Source organism: Sphingomonas sp. AOB5 (assembly GCF_029433115.1).
GTDB lineage: Bacteria > Pseudomonadota > Alphaproteobacteria > Sphingomonadales > Sphingomonadaceae > Sphingomonas.
Map to the genome: position 1 here is coordinate 1 of NZ_JARNTV010000019.1, position 16,718 is coordinate 16,718.

Sequence of the window (16,718 nt, forward strand, 5' to 3'; positions counted from 1 at the left end):
CGCAGATGCGATGCCGTGCGTCGGTCCAGGGCACCGAATGTAGCAGCCACGCCCCGGGCGCCTCCGCGGCGAAATCGATCCCGGCGGCCTCGGGCACCGTCGCCAAGTCGAGCCAGCGGCTTTCCCAGCCGAACGGCGTCGCCCCGGCATGGTGGACCCCGGTCAGCGTCAGCCGCCCGCCATCGATCGCGCGGGTCAGCAACTCCCAGCGATAGGTCTCGCCCCGCGCCGCGATCAGCGCGCCGATATCGGGCACGCCGACCACGGCGGAGCGGATACGCGGCTGTGCCACGAAGGATCCCGCGCGGCGGCGACGCTCGATCAGCCCTTCGCGGGCGAGGTGGCTCAGCGCCTTGTTCACCGTGGCGCGGGCGCAGCCATGCTCGGCGACCAGCTCATGCTCGAACGGAATACGCGTTCCCGGCGCCCATTCGCCCGAGCGGATGCGCGCCTCGATCTGCCCGCGGATGCGTGCCTCGATGGTCATGCCAGCAGCCGGGCGAGGGTGGCGCGATAGCGCGTGGCGATGGCGTCGGCATGGATATGCCGCCCGCCCTGAACCAACTTGCGTCCGTTTCGCCACACGCAATCGATCGGTGCACGCGAGGCGAAGATCCAACTGTCGAGGATCGCATCGCCGCTGCGGCTGGCAAAGGCGGGATCGTTGGGATTCAGCGAAACCCAGTCGGTATCCATTATGCCGAGGCTCTGCCGCCCGCCGTCTAGCGTCGCCCGGAACAGTCGCCCTCCGGTGGAATGCCCCGGCGTCGCCAGCACGTTGCGCGCCCGTTGCGTCAGCCGCTGGCCATATTCGAGCAGCCGCAATTCCTCCGCTGCATCGATCCGCACATTGGAATCGCTGCCCACGCCGATCCGCCCGCCCTCATCGAGGAAAGGCGCGGCGGGGAACAGCCCGTCGCCCAGATTGGCTTCGGTGATCGGGCACAGCCCAGCCACCGCGCCGCTGCGCACGATCCCGATCCGCTCGGCATCAATCAGGTGCGTGGCATGGACCAGCGTCCATTTCGGTCCGACCGGCATCTCGTCCAGCAGCCACTCCACCGGCCGCCTGCCAGACCAGGAGAGGCAGTCGGTGACTTCCTTCACCTGCTCGGCGATATGGATATGGATCGGCCGCCCGTCCGCCACCGGCAGGATCGCGCGCAATTGGTCCGGCGTCGCGGCGCGCAGGCTGTGCGGCGCGATCCCTGCGATCCCGTCATGCGGCAGCCCCGCGCGGGCGCGGTCGACCAGATCGCCGAAGCCATCGGGATCGTTGAGGAACCGCCGCTGCGCAGTGCCCGCAGGCGCGCCGCCGAACCCGCCCTGCGCGTAGAATACCGGCAACAGCGTCAGCCCGATCCCGGTCGCTTCCGCCGCTGCGCCGATCCGGTGCGACATCTCCGCGATGTCCGCATAACGCGAGCCATCCGGCGCATGATGGAGATAGTGGAACTCACCGACACGCGTGAAGCCGGTCTCCAGCATCTCGGCATAGGCCTGCGCGGCGATGGCCTCCAGATCGTCGGGCGTCATCCGCTCGACGAAGCGATACATCAGCTCACGCCACGACCAGAAATCGTCGCTCCCCGGCCCGCGCGCTTCGGCAAGGCCCGCCATGCCGCGCTGAAAGGCGTGGCTGTGGACATTGGGCAGGCCCGGTACACCGATCGCATGGCGTTCGTCGGAGGGCAGGGGATCGGCGCCAGTCTCGACCGCGCCACCGCTCACCCGGACCCGATCGGCCCAGCTGCCATCCACCAAAGCGGTATCGAACCACAGGCTCATGCGAATATGTCTAGACATATTGATCGGCTTGGCCAAGTCTAATGCGCATGGCGACTCCTGCGGACCGGATCTGGCGAAACGCGCGCCTCGCGACGATGCGCGACGGGCTGGGCGTGGTCGAGGATGGCGCGGTGGCGTGCCGCGACGGCCGCATCGTCTATGCGGGTCCCGCGGACGGCGCGCCCGATGCCGCCGAGACCATCGACTGCGAAGGCCGCTGGATCACCCCGGGCCTGATCGATTGCCACACCCATCTCGTCCATGCCGGCAACCGCGCCCGCGAGTTCGAACTGCGTCTGCAAGGTGCTTCCTATGAGGAAATCGCGCGGGCAGGGGGCGGCATCGTCTCCACCATGGCAGCAACTCGTAACGCTACCGAAACGGAACTCGTCGCCGCCAGCCTGCCGCGCCTCGACGCCCTGCTGGCCGAAGGCGTCACCACAGTCGAGATCAAGTCCGGCTACGGTCTGACGCTGGAAGACGAAACCAAGATGCTCCGCGCCGCCCGAGCTCTGGGCGATGTTCGCCATGTTCGCGTCCGCACGACCTTCCTCGGCGCCCATGCCGTCCCGCCCGAATATAAGGGTGACAGCGACGGCTATGTCGATCTGGTCTGCAACAAGATGATGCCCGCAATGGCCGGCCTCGCCGATGCCGTGGACGCCTTTTGCGAAGGCATCGGCTTCTCGCCCGAACAGACCGAACGCGTGTTCGAAGCCGCCGCGGCCAACGGCCTGCCCGTAAAGCTCCACGCCGAACAGCTTTCGAACCTCCACGGCGCAGCGCTTGCCGCCAAATACGGCGCATTGTCCGCCGATCACCTCGAGCATCTCGACGAAGCCGGCGTCGCGGCGATGGCAGCGGCCGGAACGGTCGCGGTGCTGCTCCCCGGTGCCTTCTATTTCATGCGCGACACGCACAAGCCGCCCATCGATGCCCTCCGCGCCGCGGGCGTGCCGATAGCGTTGGCGACCGACTGCAACCCCGGCACCTCGCCGCTCACCTCGCCGCTGCTGGTGATGAACATGGGCGCGACTCTGTTCCGCCTAACCGTCGAGGAATGCCTGACCGGCGTCACGCGCAACGCGGCGGCGGCGCTCGGCCTGAGCAATGAAATCGGCACGCTGGAAGCTAGCAAGGCCTGCGACCTCGCGATCTGGGACATCGAGAGCCCGGCCGAACTGGTCTACCGGATCGGGTTCAACCCGCTCCATGCACGCGTGATGGGAGGCGTATGATTATCCGGCCGGGCCATGTGAGCCTCTCCGAATGGCGGGCGATCTATGAAGGCGCGCGCGCCGAACTCGATCCGTCCTGCCACGCCGGCATCACCGCCAGCGCCGCTGCGGTCGAGGCGATCCTCGCCCGGCATGAGCCGGTCTATGGCATCAACACCGGCTTCGGAAAGCTGGCCAGCGTGAAGATCGGCGATGCCGATCTCGAAACGCTCCAGCGCAACATCGTGCTCAGCCATGCCGCGGGCGTCGGCGATCCGGTGCCGTTGCCGATCGTCCGCCTGATGCTGGCGCTCAAGCTCGCCAGCCTCGCTCAGGGCGCATCGGGCGTACGCCCCGCGACCATCGCGATGCTGCAGGACATGCTCGCCCGCGACGTCATGCCGGTTATCCCGGGCCAGGGATCGGTCGGCGCATCCGGCGATCTCGCACCGCTGTCGCACATGGCCGCGGCGATGATCGGTGTCGGCGACGTGATCGTCGATGGCGCACGCCGCGCGGCGAAGGACGTGCTGACCCCATTGGTGCTGGGGCCGAAGGAAGGCCTCGCCCTGCTCAACGGCACGCAGTTCAGTTGCGCCCATGCGCTCGCCGGCCTGTTCGAGGCCGAACGCCTGTTCCGCGCCGCCTTGGTCACCGGCGCGCTGTCGACCGAAGCGGCCAAGGGTTCGGACACGCCGTTCGATCACCGCATCCACATTCTGCGTGGCCACAAGGGTCAGATCGAAGTCGCCGATGCCCTGCGCGGGCTGATGGCCGGTTCAGCGATCCGTGCCAGCCATGCCGTCGACGACGAGCGCGTGCAGGACCCCTATTGCCTGCGCTGCCAGCCGCAGGTGATGGGTGCCTGCCTCGACCTGCTGCGCCAGGCCGCGGCAACGCTCGAAGTCGAAGCCAATGGGGTGACCGACAATCCGCTGATCTTCGCGGAAACGGGTGAGGCGCTGTCGGGCGGTAATTTCCACGCCGAGCCGGTCGCTTTCGCCGCGGATATGATCGCGCTCGCCATCTGCGAGATCGGGTCGCTGTCCGAACGCCGTGTGGCGATGTTGGTCGATCCGGCGCTGTCGGGGCTGCCCGCCTTCCTCACCCCGCGCCCGGGGCTGAACTCCGGCTTCATGATCCCTCAGGTCACTGCCGCCGCTCTGGTCTCGGAGAACAAGCAGCGCGCCTATCCGGCCAGCGTGGATTCGATCCCGACCTCGGCCAATCAGGAGGATCATGTGTCGATGGCCGCGCACGGCGCGCGCCGCCTGCTCGATATGGCGGCCAATCTAGGCCATGTGATCGGCATCGAATATCTCGCCGCCGCGCAAGGCTGCGATTTCCACGCCCCGCTCATGTCGAGCGAAACGCTGGAAGGGGCGAGGGCGCTGCTCCGTTCGAAGGTCCCGACCCTCGACGAGGACCGCCATTTCGCGCCGGACATGGCGCTGGCGACCGGCCTGTTGCGCGAGTTCGATATCGACCTGCCGGGAGTATCGCGATGATCGTGGTGATGCGTGGCGATGCACCGCTGATCGTGTCGATCCCCCATGCCGGCACCGTGGTCCCCGACGATCTGGCAGGCGATGTCCACTCGCTGGAACGTGCGCGCTACGATGCCGATCTCTATATCGACAAGCTCTATGCCTTCGCGACCACGCTCGGCGCGACCATTGTCCGCACCAGCCTGTCGCGCACCGTGATCGACATGAACCGCGATCCCTCGGGCGTGTCGCTCTATCCGGGACAGACGACCACCGACCTGTGTCCGCTGACGACGTTCGACGGCGAACCGCTCTGGCGCCCCGGCCGCGAACCCGACGAAGCCGAGATCGCCCGCCGCCGCGAAATCTATTTCGAGCCGTATCACAAGGCCTTGGAGGCCGAAATTGCGCGGCTGCGTGAAGAACATGACGCCATCGTCCTCTACGAAGCCCACTCGATCCGCAGCTATGTCCCACGCCTGTTCGAAGGCGAATTGCCGCAGTTCAATATCGGCACCAACAGCGGCGCGTCGTGCGCGCCCGTGTTGACCGAAGCGGTCGAGGCGGTGTGCGAGACCAGCGGCGCCTCGTGGATCACCAACGGACGCTTCAAGGGCGGCTGGACCACCCGCCATTACGGCCAGCCGGACAAGGGCGTCCACGCCATCCAGATGGAGCTGGCGATGCGCGGCTATGTCGACGAGGTCGGCCCGTATGACTGGCCGCCACCCTGGAACGAGAAGCGCGCCGAGGCTTGCCGGAAGGCGCTGCGCCACATCCTCATCAAAGCCATCGAATTCGCGGAAGAGCAGGAATGACCCGTATCGACAATGCCCGCCACATCCAGGCGGCGACCGGAACCGAACTGACCGCCAAGAGCTGGCTCACCGAAGCCCCGTTGCGGATGCTGATGAACAATCTCGATCCCCGCGTGGCCGAAGCGCCCGAGGGGCTGGTCGTCTATGGCGGCATCGGCCGCGCCGCGCGTGACTGGGAAAGCTATGACAAGATCGTTGCGGCACTGCGCGATCTGGAGGGCGACCAGACGTTGCTGGTCCAGTCGGGCAAGCCGGTAGGCGTGTTCCGCACGCACGAGAATGCCCCGCGCGTGTTGATCGCCAATTCCAATCTCGTGCCCAAATGGGCGAACTGGGATCATTTCCACGAACTCGATCGCAAGGGGCTGGCGATGTACGGCCAGATGACCGCGGGATCGTGGATCTATATCGGTACGCAGGGTATCGTTCAGGGCACCTACGAGACTTTCGTCGAGGTCGGCCGCCAGCATTATGGCGGGGACCTGACCGGCAAGTGGATCCTCACTGGCGGCCTCGGCGGCATGGGCGGCGCGCAGCCGCTCGCAGCGACGATGGCCGGCGCGCACTGCCTCGCAGTCGAATGCCAGCCGAGCCGGATCGAGATGCGGTTGAAGACCGGCTATCTCGACGTCCAGGCGACCAGCATCGACGAAGCGCTGGAGATCATCCGCACCGCCGACAAGCCGGTCTCGGTCGGCTTGCTGGGCAATGCCGCGGAAGTGTTCCCCGAACTCTTCCGCCGCGGCATTCGACCCGATGTGGTGACCGACCAGACCTCGGCGCACGATCCGATCAACGGCTACCTCCCGCTCGGCTGGACGCTGGAAGAATGGTTCGCCAAGCGCGAAACGGCGCCGCAGGAAGTCGAGGCCGCCGCGCGCAAGTCGATGGCGATCCAGGTCCGCGCGATGCTGGACTTCCACCATGCCGGGGTGCCGACGCTCGATTACGGCAACAATATCCGTCAGGTCGCGAAGGACGAGGGTGTCGAGGATGCCTTCGCATTCCCCGGCTTCGTCCCAGCCTATATCCGGCCGCTCTTCTGCCGCGGCATCGGTCCGTTCCGCTGGGCGGCGCTCTCGGGCAATCCGGAGGATATCTGGAAGACCGACGCCAAGGTGAAGGAACTCACCCCCGGCAACACCCATCTCCACCGCTGGCTCGACATGGCGCGGGAGCGGATCCACTTTCAAGGCCTGCCCGCGCGGATCTGCTGGGTGGGTCTGGGCGACCGCGACCGGCTGGGCCTGGCGTTCAACGAGATGGTCGCCAATGGCGAACTCGAAGCCCCGGTAGTGATCGGTCGCGATCATCTCGACAGCGGATCGGTCGCCAGCCCCAATCGCGAGACCGAGGCGATGCGCGACGGTTCGGATGCGGTGTCCGACTGGCCGTTGCTCAACGCATTGCTCAACACCGCCAGCGGCGCGACCTGGGTGTCGCTCCATCATGGCGGCGGCGTCGGCATGGGCTATTCGCAGCATAGCGGCATGGTGGTCGTCGCCGACGGCACGCCCGAAGCAGCCGAACGGCTCAAGCGGGTGCTGTGGAACGATCCCGCCACCGGCGTGATGCGCCACGCCGATGCGGGCTACCAAATCGCGATCGATTGCGCGCGCGAACAGGGGCTGGACCTGCCCGGTATCCTCTAACCGGCGAGGTGCGCTTCCACCGCGTCGATGGTCTCGCCGATCCGCTCGGCGTCCCATGGCCGGGCCAGTTCGAAGATCGGCACCGTGCGAACCACGCCGAGCCACCGGTCGAGATGATCGGCCGGACTGGTTGCGGCGGGCACGAAGGCGGCGCGATAGGTGTTGGTGATCAGCGCCTTCGCTGCGGCCATGCCGGTCACCGGGCGGATCGAGACCGCATCGTCGCCCTTCGTCAGCACAAAGATGGCGCGCAGGGGCAGGGCGGTCTGTGGCTGAGCGTCGACCGTCGGCACCACGAACTTGTCGAGGCCGTCGACCGCGACATCGAGCGCTTCGGCGTCGCGTCCGGTACGCTCGATGGCGTCGGCCCAAAGGCGCATGCGCGGCAGGCCCGGTTGCGCGTCATAACCACTATCCGCGCCGGGCGTGATCACACACACATCGTCGCTCAGCAGCCGGTGGCCGCGGTCATGGAACGCGGCGGCGAGGGTCGACTTCCCCGCCTGTGATGGGCCGGTAAAGGCGATGGCATATCCGCCCATGTCGATGGCATTAGCATGAAGCGGCCGCATCCCGCGCTGGAGCAGGGTCGCGCCGATCGCCGATCCCAGCAGGAACAGGCGCAGCCGTGCAGGATCGGCATCGGGCTTCGCATCGATTTCGATCCGGTTCCCGCCCGACATGCGAAAGCGCCCCACCGGCCGGACGGTGAACACCGCGCCTTCGGGCGTCGAAATCAGCCCGTGCGCGAAATCTCCGTCCGAGCGAGGCACTGTGCCATGTTCGATCGTCACGTCGGCCACCGATCCTGCCGGAGCCGGGATCAGCTCGGGCAGGGGGATCTCGGAGTGGAAGGTCAGCCCGAACAGGCGATAGGCATGCACCGGTATCAGCCCAACTGCTTTAGTGCGGCGATCAGCCGATCGACTTCGCCGGCGGTACTGTAATGGCAAAGCCCGATGCGCAGCAGCCCGCCCTTGTCCGCGAGTCCCAACCGGTCGAGCACCTCCACCGCATAGAAATGCCCCGACCAGGCATAGATCTCCTGCCCCGCCAGATGCTGGGCGATGGCATCGGGATGATGGCCCTCGATGGTGAAGCTGAAGGTCGGTACGCGGTCTTCCATCGTTGGCGGGCCGTAGAGCTTCAGCCCCGGAATGCTCGCCAGCCCCTCGATCAGCCTCGTGCCGAGTTCCTGCTCGTAAACGGTCGCCGCTTCCATCGCGGCGATCAGCGCAGCGCGGCGGCTGTTCGCCTGCGGATCGGCTTCGCGGCCCAGCCATTCGAGATATTCGACCGTACCGAGCACGCCCGCTTGTCCCTCGAAGCTGGGCGTCCCGCTTTCGAAACGGTGCGCGCCGCGGTTGCCCGCCGGGCGGACCTTATAGGCTTCGATCCCCTCGACCGTGCTGGATTTGGCCCACAGCACGCCCTGATGCGGCCCGAAGAATTTATAGGGCGAGCAGGCGAGGAAATCCGCATCCAGCGCCGCGACATCGGTGACTATATGCGGGACCGACTGGACCGCATCGACATAGACCAGAGCCGGCGAGTTGGCCCGGACGATACGGATCGCGTCCGCGACCGGGTTGATTGTCCCCAGCGCATTGCTCGCCATGCCGAGCGCGACGAGGCGGGTGCGCGGGCCGAGCAGGGCGGGCAGGTCGTCCGGATCCCAGCGCCCAGCCTCCGGATCGAAATCGAGCCAGCGTACCGTCACCCCGGCATCGCGCGCGGCAAGCAGCCAGGGCGCGACATTGGCGTCATGATCGAGCCGGGTCAGTATGATCTCGTCGCCTGCCTCCCAGGTCCGTGCCAGTGCGCGCGACACCGCGAGGGTAAGCGAGGTCATGTTCTGCCCGAACGCGATCTCCTCCGGCCTGCCGCCGAGCAGGTCGGCCATGGCGGCATGCGCGTCGTCGCTCAGTGCATCGGTCTCGGCCGAGGTGCGAAAGGCGCCGCCCGAATTCGCGGTCCCGCTCGCCAGATGCAGCACCATGCGCGCCACCGCCAGCGTGCACACCTGCGTGCCGCCTGGTGCGTCGAAATAAACCCGGTCCATGGGCTGAGAGAGCGCCTTGAATTGTGCGCGGACGGCGTCGATGGGAAAGCTCATCGCGACGGCATAGGGCCGGACAGGGAGACTCGGCAATGATCCGCACCGGCGTAATCGGCTATGGCCTTGGCGGCATGGCGTTCCATGCGCCGCTGATCGACGCGGTCCCCGAGCTGGAACTGGCCGCGATCGCCACCTCGCGGCTGGACGCGGTGCGCGAGCGTTATGCGGACGTCGCGGTGACCGACGCCGAATCGCTGATCGCCGATCCCTCGATCGCGCTGGTGGCGATCTCGACCCCGAACGACAGTCATTTCCCGCTGGCCAGGGCTGCGCTGGAGGCGGGCAAGCATGTCGTGATCGACAAGCCCTTCGCCAACTCGGTCGAGGATGGCGAGGCACTGATCGCACTGGCGGCGGAGCGCGGGCTGGTGCTCAGCGCGTTCCACAATCGCCGCTGGGATGCCGATCTGCTGACCGTTGCGAAGCTGTTGGAAAGCGGGCGGCTGGGTGACGTACGGCTCGCCGAGTTCCGCTGGGATCGCTACCGCCCCGAGGTCAGCACCTTGTGGCGCGACAAGCCCGGCGTCGGATCGGGCATGCTCGCCGATCTGGGGCCACATCTGATCGATCAGGCGCTGTTGCTGTTCGGCATGCCCGAGGCGCTGACCGCAGACGTCGCGGTCCAGCGCGACGGCGCGGTGACCGACGATTATTTCGACATCACGCTCCATTACGGCGTCCGCCGCGTGATCCTGTCCGCCTCGCGCCTGATCGCCGGGGCACGCCCGCGCTTCGCGCTGCACGGCACGCTGGGCAGCTTCGTGAAGCGCGGCCTCGATCCACAGGAACCAGCGATGAAGGTCGGCGGCAACCCCAATGCGCCAGATTATGGCGTCGAGGACCCCGCCAATCATGGCGTCCTGACCTTCGGCGACGGTAGCACCGAGACGCTCCCGTCCGAACGCGGCGACTATCGCCGCTTTTACGCCGGCGTGGGTCAGGCCATCGCGAACGGCACGCCGGCCCCGGTCACTGCGCAGGACGCGGTGGCAGGCCTGCGCATCATGGCATTTGCCCGCCAGAGTTCGGACGAAGGGCGCCGGATCAGCCTTTAGGCTTCCACGAAGCGGGCAGAGTGCGCGCGGGCAGGGTGACCGTCACCCGCTGCCTGATGTCGCGCGAGGAGGCGCCGAGCATCACTTCATAGCTGCCCGCGGCGATCTTCCACGAATGGCTGGCGCTGTCCCAGGTCGCCAGCAGACGCGGATCGACCGTGATCGTGCTGCGCTCCGCACCTCCGGCCGCCAGATTGACCCGCGCAAATCCGCCGAGCCGCTTGGGCGCTTCCCAGCCTTTCCCGGCAACATAGACCTGCGCGACATCGGCCCCCGGATAGGCCCCGGTATTGGTCACGACGAAGCTCGCCTCGATCGTGCCATCCCGTACGCGCGCCGTGAGGCCGTCGAGCAGGAAACTGGTATAGGACAGGCCGTGGCCGAACGGGAATTGCGGCTCCAGCCCCTTCGCATCGTACCATTTGTACCCGACCGTCGCGCCTTCGCTGTAGACCGTATCGCCGCGGTTCGGCGCCGAGGGCTTGGCAAGCTGGTCGAGCGAACGCGGGAAGGTCACCGGCAGATGGCCCGAAGGGTTTGTCTTGCCGAACAGCAAATTGGCGATGGCATCACCGCCGCGCGTGCCGGGATACCATGCGGCCAGGATCGCGCCGACATTGCCCGCCCATGGCGTTAGCACCGGCCCGCCGGTTTCCAGCACCACCACCGTCTTGCGATTGGCGGCTGCCACGGCCGAGATCAGTCCGTCCTGATTGTCCGCCAGCGTCAGCGATACGTCGAATGCCTCGCCCGCCCATTGCGTCGCGAAAACGATGGCCACGTCGCTGTCCGCAGCCAGCTTCGCCGCCGCCACGGGATCCTTGCCGTCGATGAAGGTCACGGTCGCATGCGGCGCGAGCCTGCGGATCGCATCGAGCGGCGGATTGGGATAGTACATCACCGGTCCCGGCCAGCTCGTCGGCGCGATGCCCGGCACGGCATTCCCGCCCACCGGATAGACCAAGGACGATCCGCCCCCGGCCAGCACGCCCTTGTCCGCATGTCCCCCGATCACCGCGATCGTCCGGACCATCGGCGACAGCGGCAGCAGTTCGCCTTCGTTGCGCAACAGCACCGCGCCTTCCTCGGCATCGACGCGGGTGATCTCGCCATGGGCCGCGAGCATGTCGCTCGGCAGGTCGATCGGTGCATCGGTCACCGGATGCTCGAACAGGCCATGCGCGAACATCGCGCGCAGGATGCGGTGCGCCATCTCGTCGAGCCGCGCCATCGGCACGTCGCCCTTGGCCACCGCTTCGGCCAGCAGCTTGCCGAAATAGGGTTCCTTGTCGAACGGCCAGCCCGAATCCTGATCCAGCCCGGCATTGGCGGCAGACGCAGTCGAATGGGTCGCGCCCCAGTCCGACATCACATAGCCCTGCCAGCCCCAGTCGCGGCGCAGCACATCGGTGAGCAGCCACTTGTTCTCGCACGCATGGGTGCCGTTGACCTTGTTGTACGAACACATGACCGATCCAGGCTTCGAACGCTCTATCGCGAACTGGAACGCCAGCAGGTCCGACATGCGCGCCTCGGCATCGCCGATCACCGAATTGCCGGTGTCGCGATCGGTCTCCTGATCGTTGATCGCATAATGCTTGATTGTCGCGATCAGGTTGTTCGCCTGAATGCCGCGCACCTGCTCGCCGACCATCACGCCCGCCAGCCACGGATCTTCGCCGCCATATTCGAAGTTCCGCCCGTTGCGCGGCTCGCGCATCAAATTGACTCCGCCGGCCAGCATCACGTTGAAGCCCGATGCCCGTGCCTCGCGCCCGATCATCTCGCCGCCCTGATAGGCCCGTGCCATATGCCATGTGGCCGTCGTGGCGAGGCCGGAGGGCAGAGCGGTCCGCCCGCGCTTGTTCAGCGCGCCGCCTTGGCTGGCGACGCCGATCCCCGCATCGGTCTGCCATTGCGGCGGGATGCCGAGCCGCGGAATGCCGGGTACATAGCCCGCGCTACCCTGACGCGCCTCGGGCGGCGCCTTGTAATTCTTGTACGAGAAGTCGGTACCGAAATAGCCGAACACGAGGGTGAGCTTCTCGTCGGTCGTCATCCGCGCGACGATCGCGGTGGCGCGCGCATCGGGCGACAGCTTCCTGTCCATCCATGGCCGGTCGGCAGAGGCGGCGTCGGTCTGCACCGAGGGAGCCTGAGTCGCCGTGCATCCGGCGGCAAGCGCGGCGAGCGCCATTATCGAGACCGCGAAAATCCGGTGCTTCATCACTCTCTCCCGTTCCAGCTCGTCTTTGCGAGCTTTGGCAGCGTTGTCAGATCGCTTCATATCGTGCAGGTTCGGCGAACGCCAGCGAGTCCGTGCAACCGGCTTCGCGAACGAACGGCGAGGGGAGAGGAATATGGAAGGGCGGAAATCCGCGACGACGATGCTGGCATTCGCCTGCGTCACGACATTGTTCTTCGCATGGGGGTTCATCACCGCGCTGGTCGATCCGCTGGTCGCCGCGGTGAAGGGCATCTTCACGCTCACCAATGTGCAGGCCCAGCTCGCCGCCTTCGCCTTCTTCATCGCCTATGGTCTCTGCTCCTTCCCGGCTGCGGCGTTGCTCGCGCGGCTGAAGTCGATCCCGACCATATTGTTCGCGCTGTGCACGATGATCGGCGGCTGCCTGGTGATGCTGGCCGCGGCGAACCTCGCCATCTTCTATCTTGTGCTGCTCGGCCTGTTCATTCTGGCGAGCGGGATCACCATCCTTCAGGTCGCGGCAAACCCGCTGGCGGCTGCGCTCGGCGATCCGCGCTACAGCCATTTCCGGCTGACGCTCAGCCAGACTTTCAACTCGCTCGGCACCTTCCTCGCCCCGCTGATCGGTGCGCACCTGTTCCTGCAAGGCGTCGAGGTGAAGGAAGGCACGGTGGTGACCGAGGCCGTTCGCGCTCAGGCGCTGGGCGGCATCGACGCGGCCTATCTATGGATCAGCGGACTGATCGCGCTGCTGGCTTTGTTCTTCTGGATCACTCGCCGAGTCGTCACCGAAGCGGCGCCGCCCGCATCGGCCGCGGCCCGGGGCAGCCTGACCGCGCTGATCGCCGATGCCTTCTCGTCGCGCTGGGCGCTGCTCGGCGGCCTCGCCATCTTCCTCTATGTCGGCGCCGAAGTCGCGATCGGCACGCAGATGGCCTTGTTCCTCAATTCCAACGAGATCTGGGGCAAGTCCGACGCATTGTTCTCGTTGCCGCTCGTCGGTCATGTCGTCCAGCAGGACGGCGTGCCGGGCCTGTCGCTCGAACAGGCGGGCAAGGCGGTCGCGCTCTATTGGGGCGGCGCGATGGTCGGCCGCGCGCTCGGCTCGCTGCTGCTCGGTTTCGTCCGGGCATGGGTGCTGCTGGCCATCTTCACCGCGATCGCCGCGGGCATGTGCTTCTACGTCGTCGAGGTTGGGGGCGTAGATGCAGGCTTCGTCGCGCTGGCGATCGGGCTGTTCAATTCGATCATGTTCCCGGTGATCTTCACCCTGACACTTGAGCGTTCCACCGCCAGCGAGGAGGCAACCTCCGGCCTGCTCTGCACGGCCATCGTCGGCGGCGCGTTGCTGCCTCTGTTGGTGGGCAAACTTTCGGACGCGAGTAGTTATGCCGCGGCGCTGATCGTGCCGGCGCTCTGCTATGCGGTGCTGTGCCTGTTCGCCATCGCGGCGGGGCGGGCGGCGCCGGTGCGCGGTGAGGAGGATCCGGCACCGGCCTCGATCCACTAAGGGAGCGAGACCGGCACACGGCGAAATGGTGCGCGTGCAAGATTACCCGGGCGCGACGTCCGCGCGCAGCGCCTCGCTCGTAACAATGAACGGCCGGGCCTTGCGAAACTTGCATCCCGCCGTGCTAGGCATGGTAAGCGAACTGACGGAGCGACCATGGGACTCGATTGCCGCGCGATCCTTGCCTGCCTCGCCGCATTGCTGGTTGCCACGCCCGCCTCGGCACAGGTCCATGAGCTCACGTCGCCCGACGGCACCAATCGCGTTGCCATCGGGCTGAACGGCAACGGCACGCCGCTTTATCGCGTCACCCGCCGCGGTGCGCAGGTCATCACCAATTCGCCGATCATCCTCGATCTGGACGTCGACAGTCTCGGCTATGGCATGGCGATCACCGGTGTCGAACAGGCCAGCGCCGACACGACCTATCCCATCGTTGTCGGCAAGGCGGCGCAGGGCCGCGATCATTACAACCAGCTCACCGTCCATTTTCAGGAGAAGGGCGGGGCGAAGCGGCGGATGGACGTGATCCTGCGCGCCTATGACGACGGCGTCGCCTTCCGCACCGTGATCCCGCTCCAGCCCGCCACCGCCGCGACGATTATCCGTTACGAGAAGACCGGCTTCTATTTCCCCGAGGCGTACAAGTGCTGGGGCTTCAATGTCGGCAAGTTTGGGTCGAGCCATGAGGGCGAATTCGATCCGGTCGATACGGCGCGGATGCGCGATCACAATCTCTTCAGCCTCCCGTTCGTCTGTGAGACCGGCAAGGCCGCGTTCGCGCTGGCCGAGGCCGATCTGCTCGATTTCGCGGGCATGTATCTCACCGGGCGTGGCGATGGCGGACTGGGCTTGCAGCTGAAGCTCTCGCCTTCGTTGGCGGATTACCGCATCGCGGTCCGCACCCGCGTCGGCAGCCCGGTGATCACGCCATGGCGCGTGGTGATGCTGGCGGACAAGACCGGCCAGCTGACTGAATCCACCATCCTCACCAATCTATCCACCCCGTCACGGATCGAGGATACCAGCTGGATCAAGCCGGGCCTCACCAGCTGGGACTGGTGGAGCGGCCCGGTGATCGCCAGCCTGCCCGGCAAGCGCACCAGCACCGAAGTCTCCAAGGCGCTGATCGACTTCGCCGCCGCCAGCGGCTTCCCCTACGCGATGATCGACGAGGGCTGGTATGCCGGCGCGGGCGGCGGCGGGGTGCGGCGGCCCGGCGTGGACATCACCCGCTGGAGCGACCCCATCAACATCGAGGAAGTCGCCGCCTACGCTAAATCCAAGAACGTCCGGCTGTGGCTATGGGCGCATTGGGAAGCGATCGACGACCAGATGGAGGAGGCGCTGACGCTGTACGAGCGGCTGGGCATTGCCGGGATCAAGGTCGATTTCATGGATCGCGATGATCAGTGGATGGTCAACTGGTATTCCAAGCTGCTGGCGGCGGCGGCGCGGCACCGGATCATGGTCGATCTCCACGGCGCCTATCCCCCGCGCGGCCTGACCCGCACCTATCCCAACTTCATGACGCAGGAAGGGGTAATGGGCGCGGAGTACAACAAATGGTCGAAGCGGGTGACCGCGCGGCACAATGTGATGCTCGCTTATACCCGCGGCCTGCTCGGCCCGATGGACTATACGCCGGGCGGTTTCCTCAACGTGTCGCCCGACCAGTTCCGCATCCGCGGCGACCTGCCGTTCGTGCAGACCACGCGGGCGCACGGCCTCGGGCTGTATGTGGTGTTCGACAGTCCGCTGGCTGCGGTTGCCGACAGCCCGGATACCTATGCCGCCAGCCCCGATGGCTTCGACTTCATCCGCGAAGTCCCGGCCAGTTGGGACGAAACGCGCTTCCTTGCGGGCGAAACCGGCGAGTTCATCGTCATGGCCCGCCGCAAGGGGAAGACCTGGTATCTCGGCGCGCTGAACGCCGAAACCGGCCGCACGGTCAGCGTGCCGCTGAACTTCCTCGGCAATCGCCGCCACGGCATGACACTGTGGACCGACGGCGCAGCCCCCAATGCCGTCGTAAAGGGCGAGCGCCCGGTGACGGGCAGCGAGAAACTCGAACTGACGCTGGCGCCGACCGGCGGCGCGGTCGCGATCTTCAGGGAACGCTGATCCAGCGTCCCCGCATCCATCGCTCTGCGGCAGCGGCCAGCTTGGCGGGATAGTCAGGCCAGTCGGTGCCGATGATCGGCAAATTCCAATCGGCGATGGTCGCGGCAATGCCCTCGGCATCGAACGCTCGGCCCGCCGCGCGCGCGTGGCGGGCGATCTCGAGTTCCTGCCCCCAGAAATAGATTGCCGCGGCCTGCGCATTGGCCTGCATCGCCCGCACCTCGTCGATGCGGCCGTCATTGACCAGCGGCAGCCAGATATCGGGCATCAGCAGGTCGACCGGGGCATCGGGAACATAGGTATAGGCGTCGCCCTCCACGATCCGGAGCTTCGCGCGCGCATCCTCCGGCAACTGGGCGAACAGGTCGAGTTCGTCGTGTAGCGCGATCACATCGGGATCGCGTTCGACGACGGTGACCGCAGTTACGGCTGGCTCCAGCGCGGTGGCCGCCGCTGCCCAGCCCATGCCGAGACCATGGATCAGCACATGTCCCCGTGCCAGCTTGATGCCGATCTCGGCACTCTCGATCTCGACCGGGCTGAGCGACATCCAGGTATCGTTGCCGCGCAGGAGCGCCGGCATGCCGAACGCCAGTGCCGGCGGACTCCAATAGCCCGGCGTCAGCGGCGGGTTTTCGGCGATCCGCAACTCCCAGGAACCGGACCGCATCGCGCGATATTGCGGAATGAACAGCCCGGTCTGGTAGACCGGCAATCCCGGCGGAAAGGTGTCCGTCATCGC

The 16,718-nt window shown here is 66.7% G+C and carries 13 protein-coding genes; 7 read left to right on the forward strand and 6 right to left on the reverse strand.

All coding sequences use genetic code 11. The features are described from left to right. The coding region (locus P1X14_RS10255) for a GntR family transcriptional regulator (protein WP_277315261.1) at positions 1-487 on the reverse strand (487 nt) is incomplete at its 3' end. Continuing rightward, positions 484-1,788: a formimidoylglutamate deiminase gene (locus P1X14_RS10260; protein ID WP_277315262.1), complete on the reverse strand. Its 1,305-nt coding sequence runs from the start codon at positions 1,786-1,788 to the stop codon at positions 484-486. The genes P1X14_RS10255 and P1X14_RS10260, both read right to left, overlap by 4 nt. A gap of 47 nt (positions 1,789-1,835) precedes the next feature. Between P1X14_RS10260 and hutI the strand changes: the two genes are divergently transcribed. Genes hutI through hutU form a run of 4 tightly spaced genes read left to right on the forward strand, consistent with a single transcriptional unit; the run spans position 1,836 to position 6,962 of the window. Beyond that, positions 1,836-3,026 (forward strand): imidazolonepropionase, encoded by a 1,191-nt coding sequence (gene hutI, locus P1X14_RS10265; RefSeq protein WP_277315263.1) that lies wholly within the window; start codon positions 1,836-1,838, stop codon positions 3,024-3,026. Then, positions 3,023-4,513, forward strand: coding sequence for a histidine ammonia-lyase (hutH, locus tag P1X14_RS10270; protein WP_277315264.1), 1,491 nt, complete (start codon positions 3,023-3,025; stop codon positions 4,511-4,513). The genes hutI and hutH overlap by 4 nt, the downstream gene beginning before the upstream one ends. Continuing rightward, entirely contained in the window at positions 4,510-5,310 is an 801-nt protein-coding gene (gene hutG, locus P1X14_RS10275) for an N-formylglutamate deformylase (RefSeq protein WP_277315265.1), read from the forward strand. Before hutH ends, hutG begins: the two co-directional genes overlap by 4 nt. After that, complete coding sequence (gene hutU, locus P1X14_RS10280; RefSeq protein ID WP_277315266.1) at positions 5,307-6,962, forward strand: urocanate hydratase; 1,656 nt, start codon at positions 5,307-5,309, stop codon at positions 6,960-6,962. Before hutG ends, hutU begins: the two co-directional genes overlap by 4 nt. Here hutU and P1X14_RS10285 read toward each other — a convergent pair. Together P1X14_RS10285 and P1X14_RS10290 are read right to left on the reverse strand one after the other, a co-directional pair. Continuing rightward, the gene (locus tag P1X14_RS10285; RefSeq protein ID WP_277315267.1) at positions 6,959-7,846 is read right to left on the reverse strand and encodes a hypothetical protein; all 888 of its coding nucleotides are present in this window, start codon (positions 7,844-7,846) and stop codon (positions 6,959-6,961) included. The two genes, hutU and P1X14_RS10285, sit on opposite strands and share 4 nt — an antisense overlap. Positions 7,847-7,851: 5 nt before the next feature. Then, positions 7,852-9,078 carry a cysteine desulfurase-like protein gene (locus tag P1X14_RS10290; protein WP_277315268.1) on the reverse strand — a complete coding sequence of 409 codons (1,227 nt, stop codon included), beginning with the start codon at positions 9,076-9,078 and terminating at the stop codon, positions 7,852-7,854. 35 nt (positions 9,079-9,113) lie between these two features. Here P1X14_RS10290 and P1X14_RS10295 point away from each other — a divergent pair, with 35 nt between their 5' ends. After that, positions 9,114-10,136, forward strand: coding sequence for an oxidoreductase (locus P1X14_RS10295; protein ID WP_277315269.1), 1,023 nt, complete (start codon positions 9,114-9,116; stop codon positions 10,134-10,136). Here P1X14_RS10295 and P1X14_RS10300 read toward each other — a convergent pair. Next, positions 10,126-12,363 (reverse strand): glycoside hydrolase family 3 C-terminal domain-containing protein, encoded by a 2,238-nt coding sequence (locus P1X14_RS10300; protein ID WP_277315270.1) that lies wholly within the window; start codon positions 12,361-12,363, stop codon positions 10,126-10,128. The two genes, P1X14_RS10295 and P1X14_RS10300, sit on opposite strands and share 11 nt — an antisense overlap. A gap of 133 nt (positions 12,364-12,496) precedes the next feature. Between P1X14_RS10300 and P1X14_RS10305 the strand changes: the two genes are divergently transcribed. Both P1X14_RS10305 and P1X14_RS10310 read left to right on the forward strand, forming a co-directional pair. Beyond that, complete coding sequence (locus tag P1X14_RS10305) at positions 12,497-13,852, forward strand: MFS transporter (RefSeq protein WP_277315271.1); 1,356 nt, start codon at positions 12,497-12,499, stop codon at positions 13,850-13,852. Between the two features lie 156 nt (positions 13,853-14,008). Beyond that, entirely contained in the window at positions 14,009-15,976 is a 1,968-nt protein-coding gene (locus P1X14_RS10310) for a glycoside hydrolase family 97 protein (protein ID WP_277315272.1), read from the forward strand. Here P1X14_RS10310 and P1X14_RS10315 read toward each other — a convergent pair. Further along, positions 15,963-16,715 (reverse strand): hypothetical protein, encoded by a 753-nt coding sequence (locus tag P1X14_RS10315; RefSeq protein WP_277315273.1) that lies wholly within the window; start codon positions 16,713-16,715, stop codon positions 15,963-15,965. The genes P1X14_RS10310 and P1X14_RS10315 overlap by 14 nt on opposite strands. Positions 16,716-16,718: the final 3 nt, after the last annotated feature.

What these genes read in the sequence shown, in the direction of transcription:
- P1X14_RS10260 (WP_277315262.1), bottom strand. Translation starts at nt 1,788, where the DNA reads ATGAGCCTGTGGTTCGATACCGCTTTGGTGGATGGCAGCTGGGCCGAT.
- hutI (WP_277315263.1), top strand. Translation starts at nt 1,836, where the DNA reads ATGGCGACTCCTGCGGACCGGATCTGGCGAAACGCGCGCCTCGCGACG.
- hutH (WP_277315264.1), top strand. Translation starts at nt 3,023, where the DNA reads ATGATTATCCGGCCGGGCCATGTGAGCCTCTCCGAATGGCGGGCGATC.
- hutG (WP_277315265.1), top strand. Translation starts at nt 4,510, where the DNA reads ATGATCGTGGTGATGCGTGGCGATGCACCGCTGATCGTGTCGATCCCC.
- hutU (WP_277315266.1), top strand. Translation starts at nt 5,307, where the DNA reads ATGACCCGTATCGACAATGCCCGCCACATCCAGGCGGCGACCGGAACC.
- P1X14_RS10290 (WP_277315268.1), bottom strand. Translation starts at nt 9,078, where the DNA reads ATGAGCTTTCCCATCGACGCCGTCCGCGCACAATTCAAGGCGCTCTCT.
- P1X14_RS10295 (WP_277315269.1), top strand. Translation starts at nt 9,114, where the DNA reads ATGATCCGCACCGGCGTAATCGGCTATGGCCTTGGCGGCATGGCGTTC.
- P1X14_RS10300 (WP_277315270.1), bottom strand. Translation starts at nt 12,363, where the DNA reads ATGAAGCACCGGATTTTCGCGGTCTCGATAATGGCGCTCGCCGCGCTT.
- P1X14_RS10305 (WP_277315271.1), top strand. Translation starts at nt 12,497, where the DNA reads ATGGAAGGGCGGAAATCCGCGACGACGATGCTGGCATTCGCCTGCGTC.
- P1X14_RS10310 (WP_277315272.1), top strand. Translation starts at nt 14,009, where the DNA reads ATGGGACTCGATTGCCGCGCGATCCTTGCCTGCCTCGCCGCATTGCTG.
- P1X14_RS10315 (WP_277315273.1), bottom strand. Translation starts at nt 16,715, where the DNA reads ATGACGGACACCTTTCCGCCGGGATTGCCGGTCTACCAGACCGGGCTG.